The sequence below is a fragment of the Demequina oxidasica genome (genome assembly GCF_000975115.1).
In the GTDB taxonomy this organism is placed as follows: Bacteria; Actinomycetota; Actinomycetes; order Actinomycetales; family Demequinaceae; genus Demequina; species Demequina oxidasica.
Genome location: NZ_BBRE01000003.1, coordinates 298,605 through 320,393, shown reverse-complemented (window position 1 = coordinate 320,393; position 21,789 = coordinate 298,605). Strand labels below are relative to the sequence as shown.

Annotated in this window: 18 protein-coding genes and 1 tRNA gene; 15 read left to right on the top strand and 4 right to left on the bottom strand. The window is 65.9% G+C overall.

Annotated features, from left to right (window positions below):
- The first annotated feature begins 154 nt into the window (after positions 1–154).
- The 8 genes from AOP77_RS10330 (at position 155) to AOP77_RS10295 (ending at position 10,463) form a co-directional block, all read left to right on the top strand.
- Entirely contained in the window at positions 155–904 is a 750-nt protein-coding gene (locus tag AOP77_RS10330) for a C40 family peptidase (RefSeq protein ID WP_062213305.1), read from the top strand.
- Between the two features lie 124 nt (positions 905–1,028).
- Positions 1,029–2,015, top strand: coding sequence for an aldo/keto reductase (locus tag AOP77_RS10325; RefSeq protein ID WP_062213304.1), 987 nt, complete (start codon positions 1,029–1,031; stop codon positions 2,013–2,015).
- 25 nt (positions 2,016–2,040) lie between these two features.
- Positions 2,041–2,113 (top strand) — tRNA-Arg (locus AOP77_RS10320).
- Between the two features lie 62 nt (positions 2,114–2,175).
- Positions 2,176–3,489, top strand: a complete 1,314-nt coding sequence (locus tag AOP77_RS10315) for an MFS transporter (RefSeq protein ID WP_062213300.1) — start codon at positions 2,176–2,178, stop codon at positions 3,487–3,489.
- Between the two features lie 147 nt (positions 3,490–3,636).
- Complete coding sequence (gene arsB, locus AOP77_RS10310; protein WP_062213297.1) at positions 3,637–4,755, top strand: ACR3 family arsenite efflux transporter; 1,119 nt, start codon at positions 3,637–3,639, stop codon at positions 4,753–4,755.
- The gene (locus AOP77_RS10305; RefSeq protein WP_084622540.1) at positions 4,752–5,186 is read left to right on the top strand and encodes an ArsR/SmtB family transcription factor; all 435 of its coding nucleotides are present in this window, start codon (positions 4,752–4,754) and stop codon (positions 5,184–5,186) included. The genes arsB and AOP77_RS10305 overlap by 4 nt, the downstream gene beginning before the upstream one ends.
- Complete coding sequence (locus AOP77_RS10300; RefSeq protein WP_062213292.1) at positions 5,183–5,614, top strand: arsenate reductase ArsC; 432 nt, start codon at positions 5,183–5,185, stop codon at positions 5,612–5,614. Before AOP77_RS10305 ends, AOP77_RS10300 begins: the two co-directional genes overlap by 4 nt.
- Positions 5,615–5,873: 259 nt before the next feature.
- Complete coding sequence (locus AOP77_RS10295) at positions 5,874–10,463, top strand: PDDEXK-like endonuclease domain-containing protein (RefSeq protein ID WP_152649859.1); 4,590 nt, start codon at positions 5,874–5,876, stop codon at positions 10,461–10,463.
- Positions 10,464–10,591: 128 nt separating this feature from the next.
- On the opposite strand, the gene AOP77_RS10290 is transcribed toward AOP77_RS10295, so the two are convergent.
- A complete protein-coding gene (locus AOP77_RS10290; protein ID WP_062213287.1) occupies positions 10,592–10,813 on the bottom strand; it encodes an FmdB family zinc ribbon protein in 222 nt (73 codons plus the stop codon).
- A 9-nt stretch (positions 10,814–10,822) separates the two neighbouring features.
- Entirely contained in the window at positions 10,823–11,449 is a 627-nt protein-coding gene (locus tag AOP77_RS10285) for a 5-formyltetrahydrofolate cyclo-ligase (protein WP_062213491.1), read from the bottom strand.
- A 79-nt stretch (positions 11,450–11,528) separates the two neighbouring features.
- Here AOP77_RS10285 and AOP77_RS10280 point away from each other — a divergent pair, with 79 nt between their 5' ends.
- From AOP77_RS10280 to AOP77_RS10260, 5 genes are all read left to right on the top strand, one after another.
- A complete protein-coding gene (locus AOP77_RS10280; RefSeq protein WP_062213284.1) occupies positions 11,529–12,467 on the top strand; it encodes a UTP--glucose-1-phosphate uridylyltransferase in 939 nt (312 codons plus the stop codon).
- Positions 12,468–13,715, top strand: a complete 1,248-nt coding sequence (locus AOP77_RS10275; protein WP_062213281.1) for a molybdopterin molybdotransferase MoeA — start codon at positions 12,468–12,470, stop codon at positions 13,713–13,715. It abuts the gene before it with no gap.
- Positions 13,716–13,724: 9 nt separating this feature from the next.
- Entirely contained in the window at positions 13,725–14,303 is a 579-nt protein-coding gene (locus tag AOP77_RS10270; protein WP_236685815.1) for a GNAT family N-acetyltransferase, read from the top strand.
- A gap of 52 nt (positions 14,304–14,355) precedes the next feature.
- Positions 14,356–15,444 carry a hypothetical protein gene (locus AOP77_RS10265; protein WP_062213278.1) on the top strand — a complete coding sequence of 363 codons (1,089 nt, stop codon included), beginning with the start codon at positions 14,356–14,358 and terminating at the stop codon, positions 15,442–15,444.
- A 93-nt stretch (positions 15,445–15,537) separates the two neighbouring features.
- Positions 15,538–16,494 (top strand): L-lactate dehydrogenase, encoded by a 957-nt coding sequence (locus tag AOP77_RS10260; protein WP_062213276.1) that lies wholly within the window; start codon positions 15,538–15,540, stop codon positions 16,492–16,494.
- Between the two features lie 90 nt (positions 16,495–16,584).
- On the opposite strand, the gene AOP77_RS10255 is transcribed toward AOP77_RS10260, so the two are convergent.
- Entirely contained in the window at positions 16,585–17,454 is an 870-nt protein-coding gene (locus AOP77_RS10255) for a L,D-transpeptidase (RefSeq protein WP_062213273.1), read from the bottom strand.
- A gap of 339 nt (positions 17,455–17,793) precedes the next feature.
- Between AOP77_RS10255 and sucC the strand changes: the two genes are divergently transcribed.
- Positions 17,794–18,960: an ADP-forming succinate--CoA ligase subunit beta gene (sucC, locus tag AOP77_RS10250; protein ID WP_062213271.1), complete on the top strand. Its 1,167-nt coding sequence runs from the start codon at positions 17,794–17,796 to the stop codon at positions 18,958–18,960.
- Between the two features lie 13 nt (positions 18,961–18,973).
- Positions 18,974–19,864, top strand: coding sequence for a succinate--CoA ligase subunit alpha (gene sucD, locus AOP77_RS10245; RefSeq protein ID WP_062213270.1), 891 nt, complete (start codon positions 18,974–18,976; stop codon positions 19,862–19,864).
- 247 nt (positions 19,865–20,111) lie between these two features.
- Here the strand turns inward: sucD and AOP77_RS10240 are convergent, their stop codons facing one another.
- Positions 20,112–21,749, bottom strand: a complete 1,638-nt coding sequence (locus tag AOP77_RS10240; RefSeq protein ID WP_062213266.1) for an HNH endonuclease signature motif containing protein — start codon at positions 21,747–21,749, stop codon at positions 20,112–20,114.
- Between the last annotated feature and the right edge of the window lie 40 nt (positions 21,750–21,789).

The window sequence follows — 21,789 nt, the reverse complement described above, 5'->3', positions numbered from 1 at the left end:
ATTGTTATGTATGGTGAGTGACCGTAGGACCTGAGGAACTTCCTCCTGATGCCTGTTTTGACTGAGGGACCGCTTCACATCTGAGAAGCATGGGGCATCAAGATAAGAAAACGCGCACGTGGCGCGGAAGGACTGAAATTTGACGCACGGATACATGCGCGCAAGAGCGCGAGCGGTAGCTGCAGCAGCAGGCGCCGCCATTGTTGTGGTTCCCCTGACTGGAGCAGCAGCCGTCGCCCTCGTGGCCACCGAGCCCGACACGGCCACCGTTCAGGTGAGCGCGGACTCGTCACTTAACTTTGCAGACGCGGTCGCTCCGGTTGAGGCCGGCGCAGCGCCGCTCGCTGACGCGGCTCAGGCCGGCATCAGCGTGACCGCTGAGGTTCCCGCTGTCGTAGCAGCCGATGAGGATGTGGAGCTCTCGCTCGACACTCCCAAGGTCAACGTCAAGGAAAACCCCAAGCCTGTGGTGGTGGCCCCGGCCCCCGCGCCCGCTGCGTCGACTAGCACCAGCTCGAGCCGCAGCACCTCTACGGCCCGCCCGGTCTCCAACTCAGCGAACGTCACGGCAGCGATCAGCGGTAGCGCAGTCATCGCCGAGGCCTCCAAGTACGTGGGTACCCCCTACGTGTACGGTGGAAGCAGCCCGAGCGGCTTTGACTGCTCTGGCTTCACGTCCTACGTGTACGGCAAGCTCGGCGTGAGCCTCCCGCGCTCGTCTGGCGCCTACTACGGAGTGGGAACGCGCGTGTCCTCACCTCAGCCCGGCGACATCATCGTGTCCCCCGGCCACGTGGGCATCTACGCAGGCCCGAACCTGCAGATTGACTCGCCGCGTCCCGGCAAGACCATCCAGTTCCGTGGGATCTGGCAGAGCAACCCGACTTACATCCGCGTTAACTAAGAACGCCTCGTGCAAAAGCCGTCACCGTGAGGTGGCGGCTTTTGTCGTCTTTGGGCGGTCGGCAGGGATAAGACTGGTCCCCTCGTGGTGGCGCACACCGGTGATAGTGCTCTAGCGTGGGGGCATGAAGAGTAATCGTGTTCCCCGTCTTGGTCGAGACCTTTCGCAGGTTGGCCTGGGCTGCTGGCAGCTCGGCGCCGACTGGGGCGACGTGAGCGACGAGCAGTCGCACAAGATTCTGGCGGCCGCTGCGGAGTCCGGGACCACATTCTTCGACACCGCAGACGTCTATGGTGACGGGCGCTCTGAGCGAGCCGTTGGTGCATTCGTGAACTCTCACCCTGACAAGGCGCGCTTTACGGTCGCGACCAAGATGGGGCGGCGAGCTGACCCGCACGTCGCAGCCGAGTACAACCTCGACAACTATCGTCGATGGACGGACCGCTCGCGCGAAAACTTGGGCGTGGACTGCCTCGACCTGGTGCAGTTGCACTGCCCGCCTTCCGAGGTGATGCACGACCCACAGACGTTCGACAACCTGCGTACTCTCGTCGACGAGGGGCGCATCGCCAAATGGGGTGTGTCCGTCGAACTTGTGGACGACGCGATGCGTGTCTTAGGCGAGCCCGACCTCGCTACCATTCAGATCATCGTCAACGTGTTCCGTCGCAAGCCGCTCGAGCGCGTCCTGGGCGCGGCGGACGAGGCGGGCGTGGGCATCATCGCCCGCGTGCCCCTTGCCTCGGGCCTGCTGTCCGGTAAGTACGACGAGGACACCACCTTTGCCGACAACGATCACCGCACGTACAACCGCGACGGCTCCGCCTTTGACGTGGGCGAAACCTTTGCCGGAGTCCCTTTTGGTGTGGGCGTCAAGGCCGCGCGCGAGGTGGCTGCGCTGACCCCCCAGGGCTGGACCACCTCGCAACTCGCCCTGGCATGGCTGGCGTCCTTGGACATCTCGACCATGATTCCCGGGGCACGCACGCCCGAGCAGGCGCGGCTGAACTCCGCAGTCGGAGACTACCCGCAGCTCGACGACGCGACCATGGCGAAACTCGCCGAGATCTACAACCGCGACATTCGTGAGCACGTTCACGCCAGGTGGTAACCCCAGGTAGGCTTTTTCTCGTAAAGCGCTTGTAGCTCAGGGGATAGAGCACCGCTCTCCTAAAGCGGGTGTCGGCAGTTCGAATCTGCCCAGGCGCACCCCCACGCCGCCTCGCGGCGTACGCTGGCGAGATGAGCCTGGTAACCATGTGGATCAATGCATGAGCACACGGGTACCGTCGGCTCGCTTTGCATGGGTAGTCTTCGCGGCCGGCGTCTTTGTCTACTTCGCGGCGGTGGTGCACCGTACTGCCTTGGGCGTCGCTGGCGTCGAGGCGGTCGACAGGTTTGGCATTCAGGCCACTGGGCTCGCGATGTTTACCGTGGTGCAGTTGGGCGCTTATGCGCTGATGCAGGTCCCCGCCGGGCACCTGCTCGACCGCTGGGGTCCGCGCGCGGTGATGACCGTGGGATCGCTGGTGATGGCGTCGGGACAGTTGCTCCTGGCCCTCACCGATCACGTCGCCCTCGCGCTCGTGGCCCGTGTTCTCATCGGCGCCGGAGACGCTCCCATCTTCATCGCCGCTGCCCGGTTGGTGGCCGAGTGGTTCTCTCCGCGCAGGGTGCCCATCTTGGTACAGGTCACGGGGCTGATCGGCCAGGCGGGTCAGCTCGCGACCGCGGTACCCGTCGCGCTACTGCTGCACGCGCGTGGATGGTCGGTGACGTTCTCCATCCTGGCCGGTTTTGGCGTTGTGGCCGCGATGGTGGCGTTTTTTGGAGTACGCATGCCTCCCAGCGCCGCGGAGTCGCCGGTGGTGGCTCAGCGCGAGAAGTTCTGGAAGTCGGTGCGCGCCGCCACCACCCCGGCGGGAACGCAACTTGGATTCTGGAGCCACTTCCTTGCCCCGTTCGGCACCAACTCGTTCGCCCTGCTGTGGGGCGTGCCGTTCCTAGTGATGGCACAGGAGCTCGCGCCGGCGCAGGCGAGCAGCCTGCTCGTGGTGCTCACGGTGTCAGCGATGATTGCGGGGCCGGCCGCGGGCTTCTTCACGTCGCGCTTCCCGATGCGGAGGTCGTGGATCGTGCTTGGCTCCGCCGCGGCATCGGCGATTGCTTGGGTAGTGTTGCTGTCCTTCAGTACCCCGCGGCCTTTGTGGCAGCTTGCGGTGTTCTGCGTGGTCATCGGGGTCGGAGGGCCGATCTCGCTGGTGGGAATCGACTTCGCGCGCACGTTCTCTCCGTCGGAGCGACTGGGGACTGCTACCGGGTTCGTGAACATCGGCGGGTTCCTGTCCACGATCGTCGCCGTGCTACTGATCGGTCTGGTGCTGCAGCTCACGTCGCCCCCGGGCGCGACGGAGTACACGTTGAACGAGTTCCGCCTCGCGTTCGCGGCGCTCGCGATCCCCTGGGCGGTAGGACTGGTGGGTGTCATCCGCAGCCGCAGGCGCACTCGGGCTCACATGGCGTCGACGGGAGTTCACGTGCCACGGGTGCGCGACACGCTCCGGAAGCAGTCGCGCGGCGAATAGTGATCGCGAATGGGCGTGGTGGGCAACCGTGGCGACTAGTCATGGCGGGTAAACGCACGTCGTGAGCAAGATGAACGGCGAGCGCTCCTTGCCCCAGCATCGGCGGCGGGCCTTGCGTTATGAATCGACGACTGTCAATATAGACGCATGTCGAATCAAGTAGTTGCTTCCCAGTCCACAACAGCGCCCGCGCGGCTTTCCACGCTTGACCGTTGGCTGCCGCTGTGGATCGGACTCGCCATGGTGGGCGGCATCTTGCTGGGACGCTTCATCCCGGGGCTGTCCGACCTGCTGGTCGAGCTGGAAGTGGGCGGGATCTCGGTGCCGATCGGCATCGGATTGCTAGTGATGATGTACCCGGTACTGGCCAAGGTCCGCTACGACAGGATGACCGCAGTCACGGGGGATAAGCGACTGCTGGTGAGCTCGCTCGCGCTCAACTGGATCGTGGGTCCGGCGCTGATGTTCGCGCTCGCGTGGATCTTCCTGGCCGACCTGCCGGAGTACCGCACCGGGCTGATCATTGTTGGCCTCGCACGCTGTATCGCGATGGTGGTGATCTGGAACGACCTGGCGTGTGGCGACCGCGAGGCGGCGGCCGTCTTGGTCGCGGTCAACGCGGCGTTCCAGGTGGTGGCGTTCGCGGTACTCGGCTATTTCTACCTGACAGTACTGCCAGGGTGGTTGGGGCTGGATACCCAGGGCCTCGAGGTGTCCATGGGGCAGATAGCGCTCAACGTGCTGGTGTTCTTAGGCATCCCGCTCGCGGCCGGCTTCGCGTCGCGATACGTGGGCGAGCGCACCAAGGGCCGCGACTGGTACGAGGACAAGTTCATACCACGCATCGGCCCCTGGGCGCTCTACGGCCTGCTGTTCACGATCGTGCTGCTGTTCGCCCTGCAGGGCGAGGCAGTGACCTCCAACCCCTGGGACGTGGCCCGCATTGCGCTGCCGCTGCTGGTCTACTTCGCGCTCATGTGGGGCATCGGCATCGTCACGGGCCGCCAGTTACGACTCGGCTACGCGCGCTCCACGACGCTCGCGTTCACCGCCGCGGGAAACAATTTTGAGCTCGCCATCGCGGTGGCAATCGGCACCTTTGGGGCCACCTCCGGCCAGGCGCTCGCGGGCGTGGTGGGTCCGCTCATCGAGGTGCCCGTGCTCGTTGGACTGGTCTACGTCTCGCTATGGCTCGCGCGGCGCTGGTGGCACATCAACCCCACCACCGGGCTGCCGCTATCCAACCGCGCTGAGGTCAAGTCATGAGTACCCCCACTCGACAGGCGATTCCGGTGACTGACGTGACTGCAGTGCCAGCATCGGGTGCAGGCATTGCCGCCGATGCTTGCGCGCCCGCCCAGGGCGTCGCGCCACTATCCCCGGTAGCCGCCGCCAATGCCGCGGGCCTACTCAAGGCCGTCGCCGACCCGCTTCGGCTACGCATGCTGTCCTACCTTTCCCAGTCCGGCCAGGCGGAGGCGTGCGTATGCGACCTCGCTGAACTCGCTGACGTGTCGCAGCCCACGGTCTCGCATCACCTCAAGGTGCTGCGCGAGGCCGGCATCCTCACGTCAGAGCGGCGCGGGACCTGGGTCTGGTACTCGCTTGCTCCCGCCCACGCGCCTGCCGTCGACGCCCTGTTGGGCGCCATTTCTGCACCTCAGTCCACACCCCTCATCACAGGAGAAAACCGATGACCGCTGAATCTGCTGACCAACGACCTTCCGCACTGTTCGTGTGTGTGCACAATGCCGGCCGCTCACAGATGGCGGCAGGCTTCCTGCGCGCATTGTCAGGCGGCGCCGTCGAGGTGCGGTCGGCCGGATCGATGCCCGCCGACCAGATCAACCCCACCGCCGTCGACGCAATGCTCGAGCTTGGCATCGACATCCGCGAGGAGCAGCCCAAGGTGCTGACCCCCGAGGCTGTCGAGGCGTCCGATGCCGTGATCACGATGGGCTGCGGCGACGTCTGCCCGTACTTCCCCGGCAAGACCTACGAGGACTGGAAGCTCGACGACCCGGCCGGACAGGGTATCGAGTCAGTGAGGCCCATCCGTGACGAGATCCACGCGCGTGTGTTGGTGCTGATTGGCCAGCTCGGAGTGGAGCCGGTAGAACTTTAGCCTGCGGACGCTGGGCCGGCGCGTCCGAGTTGACGCGCAAGGTCCGGAGGTCCACAATTTCTCCAACGGTGCGTGTCGGCTGGATAAGTCGGCGCGCACTGTCTTTTTTTGCCCGGCCGCAACACTCCCTCTAGCGGTCCCGCAACGTACGTTTGGCGCAAGCAAATATTGCTGGCGGTCCGTGAGTGTGCGCAAGAGCACAGCACCGGGTGCGGCGTGGTGTCGCGCGTGAATTCGCTGCGCTCGTTACCGTAGGGGAGTGGTGGACTACATCGGCCGCGCCTTGGTATCTGAGGCGCTTCAGGAATGGCGAGAGCAACTCGCGACATCGGCGACCGTCTCGCCGCTACGGGACCTTGTCTCGGCAGGCGCGGACGTGGTCGATCTGCGCGGCGCGCACCCCGCCGGCATCGCTCCGCTGTTTGCCGGCCGTCCCACCCTCATCTCCGCGCTGATCCGCGACGAGGCTCCACAGGCCGCGGCCCTTCACCGCATCGGCCTCATCTACCGCCAGGCCACGCAGGTCAAGGCGGCATCGGGCGTCTGGACCGCGGCGATGTCTGTTGGCACCGCCACCTGGACGCAGGACGGTGCGCGCCGCGAAGTTCCGGTGCTGTTGCGCCCCATGCTGGTCGAGGCCTTCAACGACCGCGACTTCTACCTCACGCTGCTGGACGGCGTGACCCTCAACCCCATTGTCGCCACGGAACTGCGCACCCGTGGGGACACCGCCTCCCTCGCCGACCTCGTCCCGCCTCCTGGCGCCGGCAAGGCGTTCGACCCGCGTCCCATCTGGAACGCGTTGCGCGAGCGCGGCACGCTCTTTGGCGAGGACTTCGCCGTGGTCGAGAACCTGCTCGTGGGGGCATATGACGATCCCGAGCAGCGCTTGCTCGACGACCTGGACGACTGCGACGCGGTCATCGGCGCATCGGACATTCTTGCCGCCGTCGCCGGCGACCAGGACGCCGCCCAGCTTCTCGCCAGCCCCCTGCCAGCCTTCCCCAAAGGCGACCGTGACCCGTTCGCCGAGCGCGGCATTGGCGATTTGGACGACAACCAGTTCGCAGCCCTCGACGTGATCGCGACGGGCCGCAGCGTCTTCCTGCAGGCTCCCCCCGGCGCCGATGCTTTGTCCATGGCCGCCGCGGTGGCAGCCGACGCCGCAGCATCGGGCAAGGTCGTCGCCGTTGTCTCGGGGAGTGACGGCGCGGTGGCGGGCGTGGGACGCTGTCTCGACGACCTGGGCGCGGGCGACCTGTACATCGACGGGCACTCGCGGACTTGGAACGCGGAGGCTCGGGCTCGGTTGCTCTCGGCCATCACGCTAGGCGCGGTCGACGTGGACGACGCACAGTTGCGCGAGGGCGGCGAGGCCATGCTCCGCGCGCGTCACGGCCTTCAACAGCGCTTCGACTCCCTGCACCGTCCCCACCGTCCATGGGGCGTGAGCGCCTTCGAGGCCGTGCAGGCCGTGGTGAGGCTGACGTCGAGCGACCCCTCGCCGGGTACGGCGGTGCGTTTGGGCGCCGATGCCGGAGCGATCGTCGCCGACCACGGCTTTGCCTCTGTGGCGGCCGAACTAGTCGCCCATCTAGGTGAGACCGCGGCGGCCGAGAACCGCGCCGCCCAAGAGCCCGAGGCGGACGATGCCGCGGAGACTTCCGTCCCGGCCGAAGACTTGGTGCCGTGGTGGTCCGCAACGACGGACGACGCCGAGGTGGGAGCCAAGTACGACGAGGCGCTCGCGACGATTTTGGTGCGTCAGATTCCTAAGATGCGCACCGAGGCCGCACTGGCGGCGCACGAGACCGGCGTGGATCAGGCGCCCTCGCTCGCAGTGTGGGCTGACCAGGTCACCATGTTTGACGATATTCGGGCCACGCTCGACGTGTTCTCTCCCGCAGTCTTCCACCGTTCTCTACACGACCTGGTGGCCGCCACAGCGCCGTCGTCATCACCTCGTTACCAGGACGTTCCGCGCCGCGATCGCCGCGGAATGGTGCGCCGCGCCGTCGAGCTGCTGCGCCCGGGGCGTGGCAAGGAGAACCTCCACGAGAACCTGGTTAATGCCCACGAGCAGGCCCTCAAGTGGCGCGCTCACAGCCCCTCTGGCGGGTGGCCCGTAGTTCCCGACGACTTCGATATCTTTAGCGAGAGGCTGCACAACTCGGCCGAACTGTGGGGCCTGATCGTCGAGGCGGTGGAGCAGGCATCGGGTGAGGAAAAACTCGCCGAGCAGCCCTGGGATCACATGGTCTCGGTGCTCAGCAGGCTGGCGGAGGGTATCCCTGGCTCGCTCGACGCGGTCGAGGCTGTGCCCATCGAGGCGGACATCGAGGCGGTGGGATTCGCTGAGCTGCTCGCGGACCTGCACGACCGCGGAGCCGGCCCCGAGCAGGTGCGGCGCGACCTTGAGTTCTCCTGGTGGGCGGCTGCGTTCGACTCCATCGTCGCCGCTGACGTCCGCCTGACCGAGACCGGCGCGCTCGGCAAGGCCGTCGACGCCTTCCTGGACCGCGACACTGCCTTCGGGGCGTCGCGGGTGGGCCCGTTGATGCGAGCAGTCGCGGAGCGTCGGCGTACCGCGATCGCGCGACACCCCCATTACGCCCGCGACCTCTTTGCCGCGCTGGTTGAGGGCGGCGACGGATCGCTCAAAGAGCTCTGGCGCGACTATGCGCCGCTCGTCACCGCGCTACGCCCGGTAGTCATTGCTGGGGCGGAGCAGGTGGCGCGCATGGCGCCCGCCAGCCGGTGCATCGACCTGGCGGTCATCGTGGCAGGGGAATCGCTCGCCCTGGCCGAACTCGTGTCGACCCTGGCCCGCGCACGTCAGGTAGTGGTGCTCGGAGACGCGCAGACTGCGACCCGGTCCGGCGTGGCAGCGCTAGCCCGGCTCCTGCCTCACATTGTCATGCATGCCGTTCCTCAGCCTCGTGACCCCCGGGTGACCGCGGTGCTTGCGAGCGCCGCCTATGGACGCTCGCTGTCGGCGCTGCCCGCGGCCGAGGAACGTGGCGGGCTGGCCGTGACTGTGCTCGACGCGGTGGGTGCCCCGGTGGCGGGCGCCGTCGAGGTGGAGTCCACCCGAGCCGAGGTGACGGCCGTCGTCGACCACGTCGCGCGAGTGCGTGCCTCCCTGCCGCGCCGCGCGCTAGCGGTGGTGGCCGGCAACGACCTCCACGGCTCACGCATCGTTGACGCCTTGCGCGAGCGCGATGCCCGGCTCGCTAACGTGGTGCACGTCATGAACCTTGGGGACTCCGCGGGCGTGGTGGCGGACGAGGTGGTCGTCTCGCTCGGCTACGCCGCCGATGCACGGGGCGTGGCCCCTGCCAAGCTCGGTGCTCTTTCGGAGACGTGGGGCAGGCAGGCGCTGGTGCAGGCCCTCGTGGTGTCGACGGAGCGCGTGAGCGTGTTCACGGCGCTCAATCCGACTCAACTTTCTGGTGCGGCGAGCCGGGCGCAGGAGGGCCACGGGATCGACGACCTCCGGGACCTGATGTCCTCGGTTGACTTGCCTGTAGTGACTCCGGAGCGCCCCGACCCCGGTCCTAGTGACTGGTTGCTCGCGGACATCGCGGGTCGTCTTCGTAGGCACGGTCTGGCGGTACGGCTGCGCTACGGCGTGGGCTCCGACACCATCGCGATGGTGGTGGGTGGTCGTCATGACCGGACCTACCAGGTCGCCGTCGTCACTGATGAGGCGGCAGCCGTGGGCGCCGCCAGTCTGCGCGACCGCATGCGCTGGCAGTACTCGACCCTCGAGGCCCTGGGTTGGAAGGTCGTCTCCCTGTGGACACTCGACGTGTTTATGGATCCGGATTCCGCGATCGAGCAGGTGCTCGACGCGCTCGGTGAGTCCCGCCCCGAGGATGGTCCGGGCGGCACCGCTGCCATCGGCACTGCCGCGATCCCCACGGTGGGCGCGGGCACCGTACGTGAGGTGACCCAGCCCGCTCTCGACATTGAGGTTGAGCGAGTCGAGCTTCCCCCGGAGCACGACGCACTGGATGCCGCCCGCGAGGACGGCAACGACTTTGCCATCGCTGACCTGCGCGTGGAGGACTCCGGCTTTGGCTCCCACGACGCGGCCGATGCTGTGGCTGGCACAGGCGATGACCCTCATCCCCAGACGCTAGGGATTTCCGCCCTCATCGACGAGCAGATCGGCGGCGAGCCTGCTGTACCCGAATCTGTTGGTTCCGAGGCTGTGGCCGTGGATGCCGAGCGCCCTGCAGATGCTCCGCAGTTTGCCAAGGTGGCTGACACCGCCGAGGTGGAGCGGGTTGATGAAGAGAATGTAGTGGGGCAGCAACATGACGCCGTTGATGGCGATGACGCTGTCGACGACCAGAGTGCTGACGCCGAGGAGCTCTCAGACGACCTAGCGGACGATGGCTCCGACGAGGAGATCGTGGTGCCGGAACTCGCCCCCGACTCTGGCCCCACGCCGCTGCCCAGCTTCAGCATGGGTTTCGGCGTGCCTAAGCTCGCCGCTCCGGTCGTGTCAATGGAAACTAGCGCCGCTGACGTTTCCACTGTCGGCACCGACGCGAGCAGGGACGCGAGTGACACTGACGGCGGTGAGGCGGACAACACGATGGCCGACGCCGAGGATGCTACCGGCGAGTCCGTCGAGCACGCCTCCGCCGAGACGGAGGACGAGGTTGCGGCGCCTAAACCGAAGGCTCCCGAGCCCGACGTCAAGGCACGTCACCGCGGCGCAGACCGGCCACTGATTCCCACGCGTGCGTGGGAGGACGTAGACGAGGCCTGGGGTGGCTCGCACGGCGGGTCCTCGCGGGACGAGGAGATCAAGCGGGACAAGCCGCCTCACTGGTGAGGCCGGGTCGTCGTGCATCAATGGGGCGCAGCGAGCGCTCATGGCGTGCGAAATCGGTCCATTACGGGCTCTGGAGGCGCGCGCAATAGCGCTGCTCGCCTGTCAGGGGTCTGGGCGCGCCTAGCGGGTTAGGAAGAGCTGCTACCAGAATTGCTCGGTGCCGATTTCTTGGCTTCACGCGAGTCGGTGCGATAGAAGCCAGAGCCCTTGAAGGTCACTCCCACGGTGCCGAAAACCTTGCGCAACGCGCCACCACATTCGGGGCATGCGACGAGTGCGTCATCGTGAATCGACTGCACCTCATCGAAGCGGTGCTGGCATGCGGAACATGCGTAGGTGTACGTAGGCATGCACGTATCTTACGCCGGGAGTCGGGTCACTCCTTGCGGGGTGATCACAGCGTGCACCATGATGTCGTGTTCCTCATGGGGAAGCGCGTGAGCTTCGTCGCGCAATTCACCGGCAAAGGTGAGCGCCACGATGGGGGCGTTTGGCGCAGCGTCGCACAGTGCGCGGTCGTACCAGCCGCCGCCCTGGCCCAGTCGGTTGCCGGTGGCGTCGACGGCCAGCGCAGGCACAACAACCACCTCTGCCTCGTGGAGGGCTTCCTGGCCCAGGAACTCGCCGGAAGGCTCGGGGGGACGGCCTGGTGCGCGCTCGATCAGGTCATCAGCGCCCTGGTAGACACCCCACCCACGCTTGAGGCCGTCGCCGAGCATGGGAATCAGCACCTTGACGCCGCGCTGGTGCAAGGCCTCGATCAGCGGCAGAGTGCCTGGCTCAAACTTGCGCGAGGCGTAGACAGAAACGCACTTAGCCTTGCCGACGGAGGGGAGAGCCAGAACGTGGTCGCGGAGAGCCTCCGCGTGCTCCTTGAGCCGTCGTTCGCTGCGGTCGGCACGCCCCTTGCGGATGCTGGAGCGCAAAAGGGCTTTAGAGTCGGCCGGTTCGACTGCGCGCTGGGGGGTCATGGACTGCTGTGTCATGATTCCATTGTGCCAAAATTTGGTAAACAGAATGTTTCGCCAGGCCGATGTGACCAAGGTCACCCGATAGTCTCGTGCCATGACCTCTCATGTTCGTAAGGCCGTCGTTCCCGCCGCTGGACTGGGAACCCGCTTTCTACCAGCCTCAAAGGCGATTCCCAAAGAGATGATCCCGGTGGTGGACAAGCCCGCGATCCAATATGTGGTCGATGAGGCGCTCGCGGCGGGACTCGACCACGTGTGCCTCATTACCAATCCCGGCAAGGAGGCCATGGAGCGCCATTTTGCTCCTGCCCCAGAGCTAGAAGCCGCGCTGGAGCGCAAGGGTGATCAGGCCCGGCTCGACGCCGTACGCGAGGCCTCCTCCAAAGGAGAGATCGCATTTGTGAACCAGGGTGAGCCCAAGGGGCTCGGCCACGCTGTAGGGCGTGCCGAAGAGTGGGTCGCCGGCGAGCCGTTCGCTGTCCTGTTGGGCGACGATTTCCTCGACGCCGACGACTACACGTTGGACGCGATGTGCCGCATCCAGGAGCGCACGGGCGGCTCGGTCATCCTGCTGCTCGAGGTGCCCGCTCACATGATTCAGATGTACGGCTCGGTCGACCCCATCGCCGTGGACGCCGCGGACCTCCCGGGGGAAGGGGACGTTCCTGAGGGTTTGGAGATCCACCGCATCTCCCGTCTCAACGAGAAGCCGGCCCCGGGCGAGGAATACTCGAATCTGGCCGTGATTGGCCGCTACGTGTTTAACCCCGCGGTGTTTGAGGTTCTGAAGAGCACGCCCCCCGGCCGGGGCGGGGAGATCCAGCTCACTGACGCGATTTCCACCCTGGCGTCAATGCCGGCCGAAGACGGCGGGGGGGTGTATGGCGTAGTCTTCCGCGGCCACCGTTATGACACGGGCGACAAGCTGGAATATCTCAAGGCCGTGGTGCAGCTCGCGGCCAAGCGCCCGGACCTCGGGCCCGACTTCACCGCTTGGTTGCAGGGCTTCGTGTCCACGCGCGACAATGCGTAAATGAGTTTCAGTAGCGCCGCGCAGTCGCGCACCCTCGTTCAGCATCGGGCGGAGGTGATTGCGGGGTTGCGGCCGTTGCCCCCGTTAGACGTGCTTGTAGCGGACGCGACGGGAGCGACCCTGGTGGGCGACGTGGTCGCCCGGCACGCGCTGCCGGCCACTGATGTCGCGATGTGTGACGGGTACGCAGTGCAGGCCGCGGATGTTGCCGAGGCAAGTGACGAGAACCCTATCTCGCTCACGGTGTCTCATGATGTGTCATTTGACGCGCGCGCCCCACGCCGCCACATTCGCGGTGCGGCGGCCCGAATTAGTTCGGGTGCACCCCTCCCCATCGGAGCCGATGCCGTGGTCCCCGTGGCGGCGACGGACGGCGGGGTCGCTCGCGTGCGAATCATGGCGCCCACCCACACGCAGGCGAATATCCGCACGGCTGGTGACGAGGCAGCGGCCGGCGCATTGGCCATCGCCCAGGGCTCGAGGTTGGATGCCCGGCGCATCGCGCTCGCGGCGGCACTCGGAAATGCGCGTCTCACCGTCAGCCCGGTGCCGCGAGTCGTCGTGATCTCCGTGGGCTCCGAATTAGAGGAGCCCGGCGCCGGCAGGCCCGGGTCTCGTGTGCCTGAATCTAACGCCTACATGCTGAGCGCGCTCGTGCGTGAGGCCGGCGCCAATGCCTACCGGGTGGGAGTGGTGGCGGACGATCGTGGCAGCGTGAGGGCGACGATTGAGGATCAACTTGTGCGCGCGGACGTGGTGCTGATCACCGGGGGGCTGTCCGAGGCGCGCAATGACACGGTTGCCGCGGTGCTGCAGGATCTGGGGGACGTCCGCGTAGGAGAAGTGGGGCTGTGGCCAGGCAAGCGGCACGGCTACGGTCTGGTGAGCGCCGACGGTGAGCACCCCATTCCGGTTCTTGCGCTTCCGGGCAGTCCCACGGCCGCGCTCGTCGCTTTCGAGGCATACGTCCGCCCTGCGCTCCGTGTCATGAGCGGCCGCACCGAAGTAGACCGGCCCACCATCCACGCACGCTCGATCGCCTCCTGGCGGTCCCTCGAGGGGCAAGTACAGCCGGTGCCCGTCACGATCGAGACCACGGGCTCGGGCCAGCACTTCGCCACCCCGGTGGGCATCCCCGGGGAGATTTCGCTGACCAACGTCGTAGCGTCCGATGCTTTGGCCTGGGTCGACTCGGAGGTTGCCCACGTCACACGTGGCGACTCGCTTCGTTGCACCTTGTGGGACTAGAGAGGGACCGTGGCTCGCGAGGTGATCCTTAAACGCGGGGCCTTGACGCTGCGCCCGTTGCGGCGCAGCGACGAGGCGGAGTGGATGGCAGTGCGCCGCGAGAACCTCGCGTGGTTGCGGCCCTGGGAGGCGAACATTCCCCCCGGACGCCCCCCAGTGTCTGCCAGCTTTCCCGCGTACGTGCGGCGCGAGAGGCGGCGCTGGAAGAACCGGACCGCGTTCTCGATGGTTATTGAGTGGCAGGGTGCACTCGTAGGTCGGGTCTCCGTCCACGCGATCGAGTGGGGAGCGCAGTGTGGCGGGTCCATTGGCTACTGGATTGCAGAGGAACAAGCCGGTCGCGGAATCGTCCCGCGCGCGGTGGCGATGATCAGCGATTATGCGTTTGACGAGGGTCTCCACCGGCTGGAGATCGCCTTGCGTCCAGAGAACTCGGCCAGCCAACGAGTAGTACAGAAGTTGGGCTTCCGCTCGGAGGGTTTGCGCGAAAAGTACCTTTATATTGATGGCGCGTGGCGCGACCATGCCGTCTTTGCGCTGACCTCCGAGGAGCTGCGCGAGGGCCCCTTCTGGGACCCATCATTCTGACACGCCGATAACGCTCCGGTACCTTGAGCCCGGTCGCCCGTACCGTCGTCTCATGACCACCCCAGCCGGATTGCTCGTAATCATCGCCGTAGGCATGGTTCTCGCATATGTGCTTCCGCAGCGCATCAAAGAACGATCCGACTATGCACTCGTCCGCACCGAGGATAGGTACTCCGCGGAGATGCGCGTGGTGAAGTCCACCGCTCAGCGTGCCGAGCGGGCCGCGGCTCGTCCGTCCACCGACTCGGGTGAGGTGCCACTGTTGGTGACTGGTGCCGCGAGGGCCTCGATTTCAGCGCTCGGAGACGAGCAGATGTCCCGCCCGTCCGGACCGCTTGACCGTGCTGCCACCGCAGCTCAGCGCGAACGCCTGTCGTTGCGCTCGGACCGCGCCGTGGTGCTCGCAGAGCGCGCACAGCGCGCCCGCCGCCGTAGCGTCGTTGCGGGAGTCGCCGCAGTGCTGGCGACCATCGGCTGGGTGCTCGTCGCTACGACCGGGTTTCCGGCGCTCATCGCCGCTGTCTTGACCGCGAGCGTTTTTGGAGTGGTGGTTGCCGGGGCGCGTACCGCGGCGGCACAGCGCAAGGCAGACCACAATGTTCGCCTGATCGCCCGTGAGGTCGAGGCCGCCGCTACGGCCACGCAGGCCCTGCGCCGCGTCGCCCGTGAACGTTCCGAGGGACACGACTCCCAGCCGTCCGATGTTGAGACGCAGGCTATTCGCGTGGTCACCACCGAGGATCTTGCCCCGCTCGCCGCTCCAGCCCCGGTTCCCGCACCTGAGCTACCTAGCCACGTCATCGGCGATGTTGAGGAGCCTATCCGCACCAGCGAGAGCTGGTCTCCCAGCGGTGTTCCGGCGCCCGCCTACACGCTGAAGGCCTCGGTGCGCCGTGCCGTAGCCAGGCCCATCACTGACGAAGACCTCGCGGCGTCGGCTCGCAACGCGGAGCGGGCTATCGACGCACGCACAGCGAAGCGCACTGCGGGCGACCCTGCGACGCGTGCTACCGCCCACGTTGCCGCACCCGCGGGATCTACCGCGAACAGCTCGCCGCTCGCACCCCAGCGTGCGGACGAAGCCGCTACGGTCGGTGCGCTCGACGCGATTCTCGCAAAGCGTCGCCAGGCCAGCGCGTAACCGCAGCCAACGGCAAACTCGAAGTCATGACGCCCCCGAGCGTCCCATCGTCGCTAGGCTGTCTGCACTAGCCGTGTCCCCTGGAGGCAACCAATGTACGAGGCCAAGACGTCGAAGGTAGCGATTGTTGGCGCGGGCGCGGTGGGTTCCACCCTCGCCTACGCCGGACTCATGCGCGGATTTGCGCGCACCGTGGCGCTGTACGACATCAACACCGCCAAGGTTGAGGCTGAGGCACTCGACCTCGCGCAGGGTATTCAGTTCATGCCCGAGGCAACAGTGTTGGGCTCTTCGGAGGTGGGGGTGTGCGCGGACGCGGACGTTGTCGTCGTCACCGCAGGTGCCAAGCAACAGCCTGGACAGAGTCGTATGGACTTGGCGGGAGCCACCATCTCTCTGATGGACAAGGTGCTACCCCCGTTGCTCGAGGTGGCCCCGAACGCGGTTTACCTACTGGTGACCAACCCCGTCGACGTCGTGACCTATGCGGCCATCAAGAAGTCCGGGGTCAGCCCCGCGAAGATGTTTGGCTCGGGCACAGTGCTGGACAGTTCGCGTCTGCGTCACCAGGTGGCCAAGGAGTGCCAGGTCGCTGTGAGCAACGTCCACGCATACATCGCCGGAGAGCATGGCGACTCCGAGGTCCCGCTGTGGTCTTCCGCGACCATCGGCGGCGTGCCACTGAGCGATTGGCACGATGACTCCGGGCGCCCGGTCATGACGCGAGATGTTCGCGATCGCATCCATCACGACGTAGTGCAGTCCGCCTACCAGATCATCGAGGGCAAGGGCGCGACAAACTATGCCATCGGTATTGCTGGCGCGCGCATCGTCGAGGCAATTCTGGGCGACCAGAACCGGGTACTGCCCGTCTCCACGCTCATCGACTTCCCGGGCGTGGGTGAGGTGTGCATGTCGCTCCCCACCGTCGTGGGTCGCTCCGGCATCAAGCACTCCGTGCCGGTGCCGCTGGACCCGCAGGAGACCGAGGCGCTTGCCGCGTCGGCACGCTCTATCCTTGAGACTGCTGAGAAATTTGGCGTCAACTAGTCGATAGTGGCTCGCTGCCCGCTACGTCCGCACCTTACAACGGGTCCTTCGGAGCCGTCCCACGCGTACGGGTGGCGGTCGGCGTGGATTTTAGGGCGCAGACGTTGCGGAGTTCCTGCTCTGATGGATGACGACGGGGGTGCCGAGTGCGGCCTCAGCGGCAAGTGCGCGGATTGCTTCGTCCGGCAGTCGCACGCATCCGTTGGAGGCGGCCTGGCCAAAGTACTTGGCGGAACTAGTGCCGTGTAGCGCGATCTGTGGAAGCGCGCCCTTGAACGTCTCGAGCGTCTCGGAGTAGGCGGACAGCCCGAGCGCGTGGGCGCCGTAGATGCCGTTCGGGCTCGCGGTCAGGTCGACCGGATCGCTGATGAAGTACGTCCCCAGGGGAGTGGGAGTCGCGGCCGTTCCGACCACTGCGGTCGACGTCATCTGGACTTTGTCGTCACGCAGCAGATCTACTTCGCGCTCGTCCAGATACACGTTGACGCGCATGTCCGTGGAGGCGATCGTGACCTCATCGGCGCGAATCCACCCCTCCGTGTTGTTGGGGTACTCGGGAAGCTGGGCGAGGATCCACTGGGTGCCGTCCACGTCTTTGGTTGTAAGCCCCATGAACGTACGCGGGTTGCTGTAGTAGCTGAGCCGACTCCAGTTCTCGCGCGGAGTAGCGTCGCCCGGGTTGTCGTAGATGCCTATGGTCTCGCCGGCGATCGTGGCAACTAGGTCACCGGGACCGATGCCGTCCACTTTCGGCATGCTGATCTCGGTAGGAGGCGCGGCTATCGCCGGGGCAGTGATCGCGCTGAACGTAGGGTGCGCCTCCGCGTGCAACCGCACCTGTGCCTGCAGCGCGGGGGCGTGGTCTGGGTTCGGAGGCGTCGCGACGATTGCTACCACGCTCGCGCCCGCGGCAAGCATCGCGATGCAGGCGCCAAGGACCCACCACGCCCGCCCGCTCACGGATTCTCCCTCATATGGCGACGATACCCGTCGCGCCCCCTCGCCGCTCTGAAAACGTCCGCACCCTAAATCGGTCTCTTCGAAGTCCGGTCGTGCGTGCCGCGCCTCACCAGTGCGCGATCTAGGGTGCGGACGCAGTTGAGCGGACGTGGCCGTGCGGTGGTGGCGGTGAGCGCTGGAGGGTTGCCGCTTGAGGGCAGCGGTGAGTTGTCCTTACTGGTGTTCTCAGCGTCGCGTGAGCCGAACGTGACTCTGCGCACATGAGTGCGCGTTAAGGTGGGAACACCACCGTTAATTGCGCCCGCTCTACCCTTGCGCGCGCCAGCGATAAGGACTCACATGGACCTGTACGAGTACCAGGCACGTGACATGTTCGAGAAGCACGGCGTACCCGTGCTTGGCGGCATCGTTGCCACAACCCCCGCCGAGGCGCGCGCCGCGGCAGAGAAGCTGGGCGGCGGCGTTGTCGTCGTCAAGGCTCAGGTCAAGGTTGGAGGCCGCGGCAAGGCCGGCGGCGTCAAGCTTGCCAAGTCTCCGGAGGAGGCTGAGCAGCACGCCGAGGCGATCCTGGGAATGGACATCAAGGGCCACACCGTACACCGTGTGATGATCGCGCAGGGTGCCCAGATTGAGCAGGAGTTCTACTTCTCCGTGCTGTTGGACCGGTCCGAGCGCCGCTACCTCGCGATGTGCTCCGTCGAGGGTGGCGTGGAGATTGAGCAGCTTGCCGTCGAGCGTCCCGAGGCTCTCGCCCGCGTGGCTGTCGACCCCATCGTTGGCATCGACGCGGCCAAGGCTGCGGAGATCGTCGCCGAGGCAAACTTCCCCGCTGACCTCGCCGGCCCTGTCGCCGATGCGATCGAGAAGCTCTGGACGGTCTACAAGGAGGAGGACGCGACGCTGGTCGAGGTCAACCCCCTCGTCAAGACTGCGGATGGCAAGATCATCGCCCTTGACGGCAAGGTCACCATCGACGAGAACGCCGCCTTCCGCCAGGAGGGCCACGCCGCTCTCGAGGACAAGGACGCTGCTGATCCCCTCGAGGCCAAGGCCAAGGCGCTAAACCTCAACTACGTGAAGCTCGACGGCTCGGTTGGCATCATCGGCAACGGCGCCGGCCTGGTCATGTCAACGCTCGACGTGGTCGCCTACGCAGGCGAGAACCACGGCAACGTGAAGCCCGCAAACTTCCTGGACATCGGCGGCGGCGCATCAGCCACTGTCATGGCCAATGGCCTGGATGTCATCCTGAACGACCCGCAGGTCAAGAGCGTCTTCGTCAACGTGTTCGGCGGCATCACTAGTTGCATCGAGGTGGCCAACGGAATCGTGGGCGCGCTCGAGACGCTGGGCGACAGCGCCACTAAGCCCCTCGTGGTCCGCCTCGACGGCAACTCGGTGGAGGAAGGCCGCGAGATTCTCGCCGCAGCCAACCACCCGCTCGTGACCATCATCGAGACCATGGACGGCGCAGCGGCCAGGGCCGCCGAGCTGGCCAACGCGTAAAGGACGTCTAGCAATGTCAATCTTCATTAACTCCGACTCCAAGGTCATCGTCCAGGGCATGACGGGCGCCGAGGGCCAGAAGCACACGGCTCGTATGCTCGCCTCGGGCACCAAGATCGTGGGTGGCGTGAACCCCCGCAAGGCCGGCACCTCCGTCGACTTCGACGTCAACGGTGAGACGGTCTCGGTTGAGGTCTACGGCACGGTCGCCGATGCTATGGCCGCCACCGGCGCCAACGTCTCGGTGCTGTTCGTCCCCCCGGCATTCACCAAGGCCGCAGTGGTCGAGGCGGTGGACGCGGGCATGCCGCTCGCCGTGATTATCACGGAGGGTGTGCCAGTCAAGGACTCCGCCGAGTTCTTCACCTACGCCACCGAGAAGGGCACGCAGCTCATCGGGCCCAACTGCCCCGGACTCATCACACCCGGCCAGTCGAACGTGGGCATCACGCCGGCGAACATCACGGGTGCCGGCAAGATCGGCCTCGTGTCCAAGTCCGGCACGCTGACCTACCAGATGATGTTTGAACTCCGCGACATCGGCTTCACCACCGCGGTCGGAATCGGTGGAGACCCGGTCATCGGCACCACGCACATCGACTGCCTTAAGGCCTTCCAGGAGGATCCTGAGACCGAGGCGATCGTCATGATTGGCGAGATCGGTGGCGACGCCGAGGAGCGCGCAGCCGCGTACATCAAGGATCACGTCACCAAGCCCGTCGTGGGCTACGTGGCCGGCTTCGAGGCTCCCGAGGGCAAGACCATGGGCCACGCTGGCGCCATCGTGTCGGGCTCCGCGGGTACCGCTCAGGCCAAGAAGGAGGCCCTCGAGGCCGCCGGCGTGAAGGTGGGCAAGACGCCTACCGAGACGGCTGACCTGATGCGCGCAATCCTTAACGGCTAAAGAGCGCTTCCGCATCACCGAGTCTCATTACGCAGAACGGCTCGTGCCGCCGAGGACACCCCTCGGTTGACACGGGCCGTTTTGTATTGGCCCGCGGAGGGGGATGAATCGCAGGTTTTCTCAACGCCCGTGTTCCCGGGCCCTGCTATCGCTCCGCCTCTCCGTTCCGGCGTTCACACGTCTCCACGTTCCGGTGTTGCGACCCTCATGGTGGTCGCTCACCAGTCGAGGATGGAACGGCGCATAGTTACGCAGCCTCGGATCTAGTCTGGTCCCGCTTGAGTGGACCAATTTTGGGTGGACCGAATCTTGCTCGGCCGCCTAGCTTGGGTCTGCGTCGAGGGTCGACGGCTGAGGGTGGGGTGAACCACACTTGGTTGTCTCGAACGTCGATTTCCCAGTTGTCGCGGTGGATTCGATGGTGACAGACCGAGCACAAGAGCACACCGTTTTCTAAGTCGGTTCTGCCTTGGTCTCTGGCCCACCATTTGATGTGGTGAGCTTCCGTATAGGCCGGTGGTGCTCCACAGAACGCGCAGCCTCCATCACGTTCTATCAGTGCGATGCGTTGTCGATAGTTGAAGGGTCGTGATTCGCGGCCCAGATCGAGGACTTCGCTGTCGGTACCGAGGACGACGGGGATGACCCCGCCGTTGGCTGCCATGCGGCGAGCTGCGGAGCTACTGACGGGCTGGCCTCCACCGTCGATCTCGGCCACCCCGGAGCCGTCTTGCAGGTCGGTCAACGTCATGCGCACCACGACGGTGGTGGACGCGAACGGCAGGTCCTTCGACGTGCAGCCCAGGCAGTGGCGTGCAAGGGACGCGAGAGCGTCGGCTCGCATTTGCGTCACCGAACGGTCGTCCTCGCACACTGGTCGTCCATCAGGGCCCAGTCCTTCACTGCATCCGGCCTGGTTGTTGCGTCGTTGATGCAGTGCACTTCCCACGAGCGCATCAATAACTGCCCGCACCGGTGCCGCAGTCTCCGCGTCAAGGCGTGCGCGCAGGATGAACATTCCTTCAGAGTCCTCATACATCGTCACAGAGCGTTCCTGGCGTTGCAGTTCCTCAGTCAACGCATGACGTCCGGCATCCATTTGGGCTTCCAATTGACGCACGAGACGCCCACATTTGTTCGACGACAACCCGTGCGAGCGTTCCACCAGCATGCGCTCGACCCGCTCAATGTCACTGAGTTCCACACCCAGGTCGTCGCGACGGTCCCATATACGGGTCAGCATCCGCTTGATCATGTTCGCCACATCAATGCTGAGTTTGCCCGCTCGCACCCGATCACTGACGACCGCGAACCGAGGCGACAACGCCACCACGTTGGAGCCAAGACACCCTTCAGGCTGCTGCGCAGAGCCTCGCCCGGCCTCGGCATCCCCGCCAAAACTCTCACCACCAAGACCCTCACCACCAAGACTCTCACCGCCAGGATCCTCACCACCAAGACCCTCACCTGCGCGTGCATCGCGCTCGTCGGCGGCCAACATGTGACCGACCTCGATGAGCCGGTGCGCCTCACCGGTCGACCCGCCCGAGATGCTCGCTATCAGCTCTTCCGCAGTGCGATACCCCTCACGCTTCGCGAGCCCCTCTTGCCCGTCCTCGGCTGTGGAGCGTCGCGCGATCGCCGCACTCGAATATGCCAACATTGCGGCAATCTCACGACCCATTCGCGCCAAGTCACGATGCGAGGCGAGAAGATCAGGACGCGGCAACGCATCCACGTCGATTCCCTGCCATCCCGAACCCGACACCACACCAGCACGCACCCGCGAAACCACGTCCTCTGCCGACGCGCCAACAAGCGCAGGGGCAACATCGCCCCTGGTGGGGGTGTCAAGATCGGCTTCAATGCCGGCGGTCGTGCTCATAGGACAATTCAACCAAAAGGGACTGACAGCCAACTCGCCC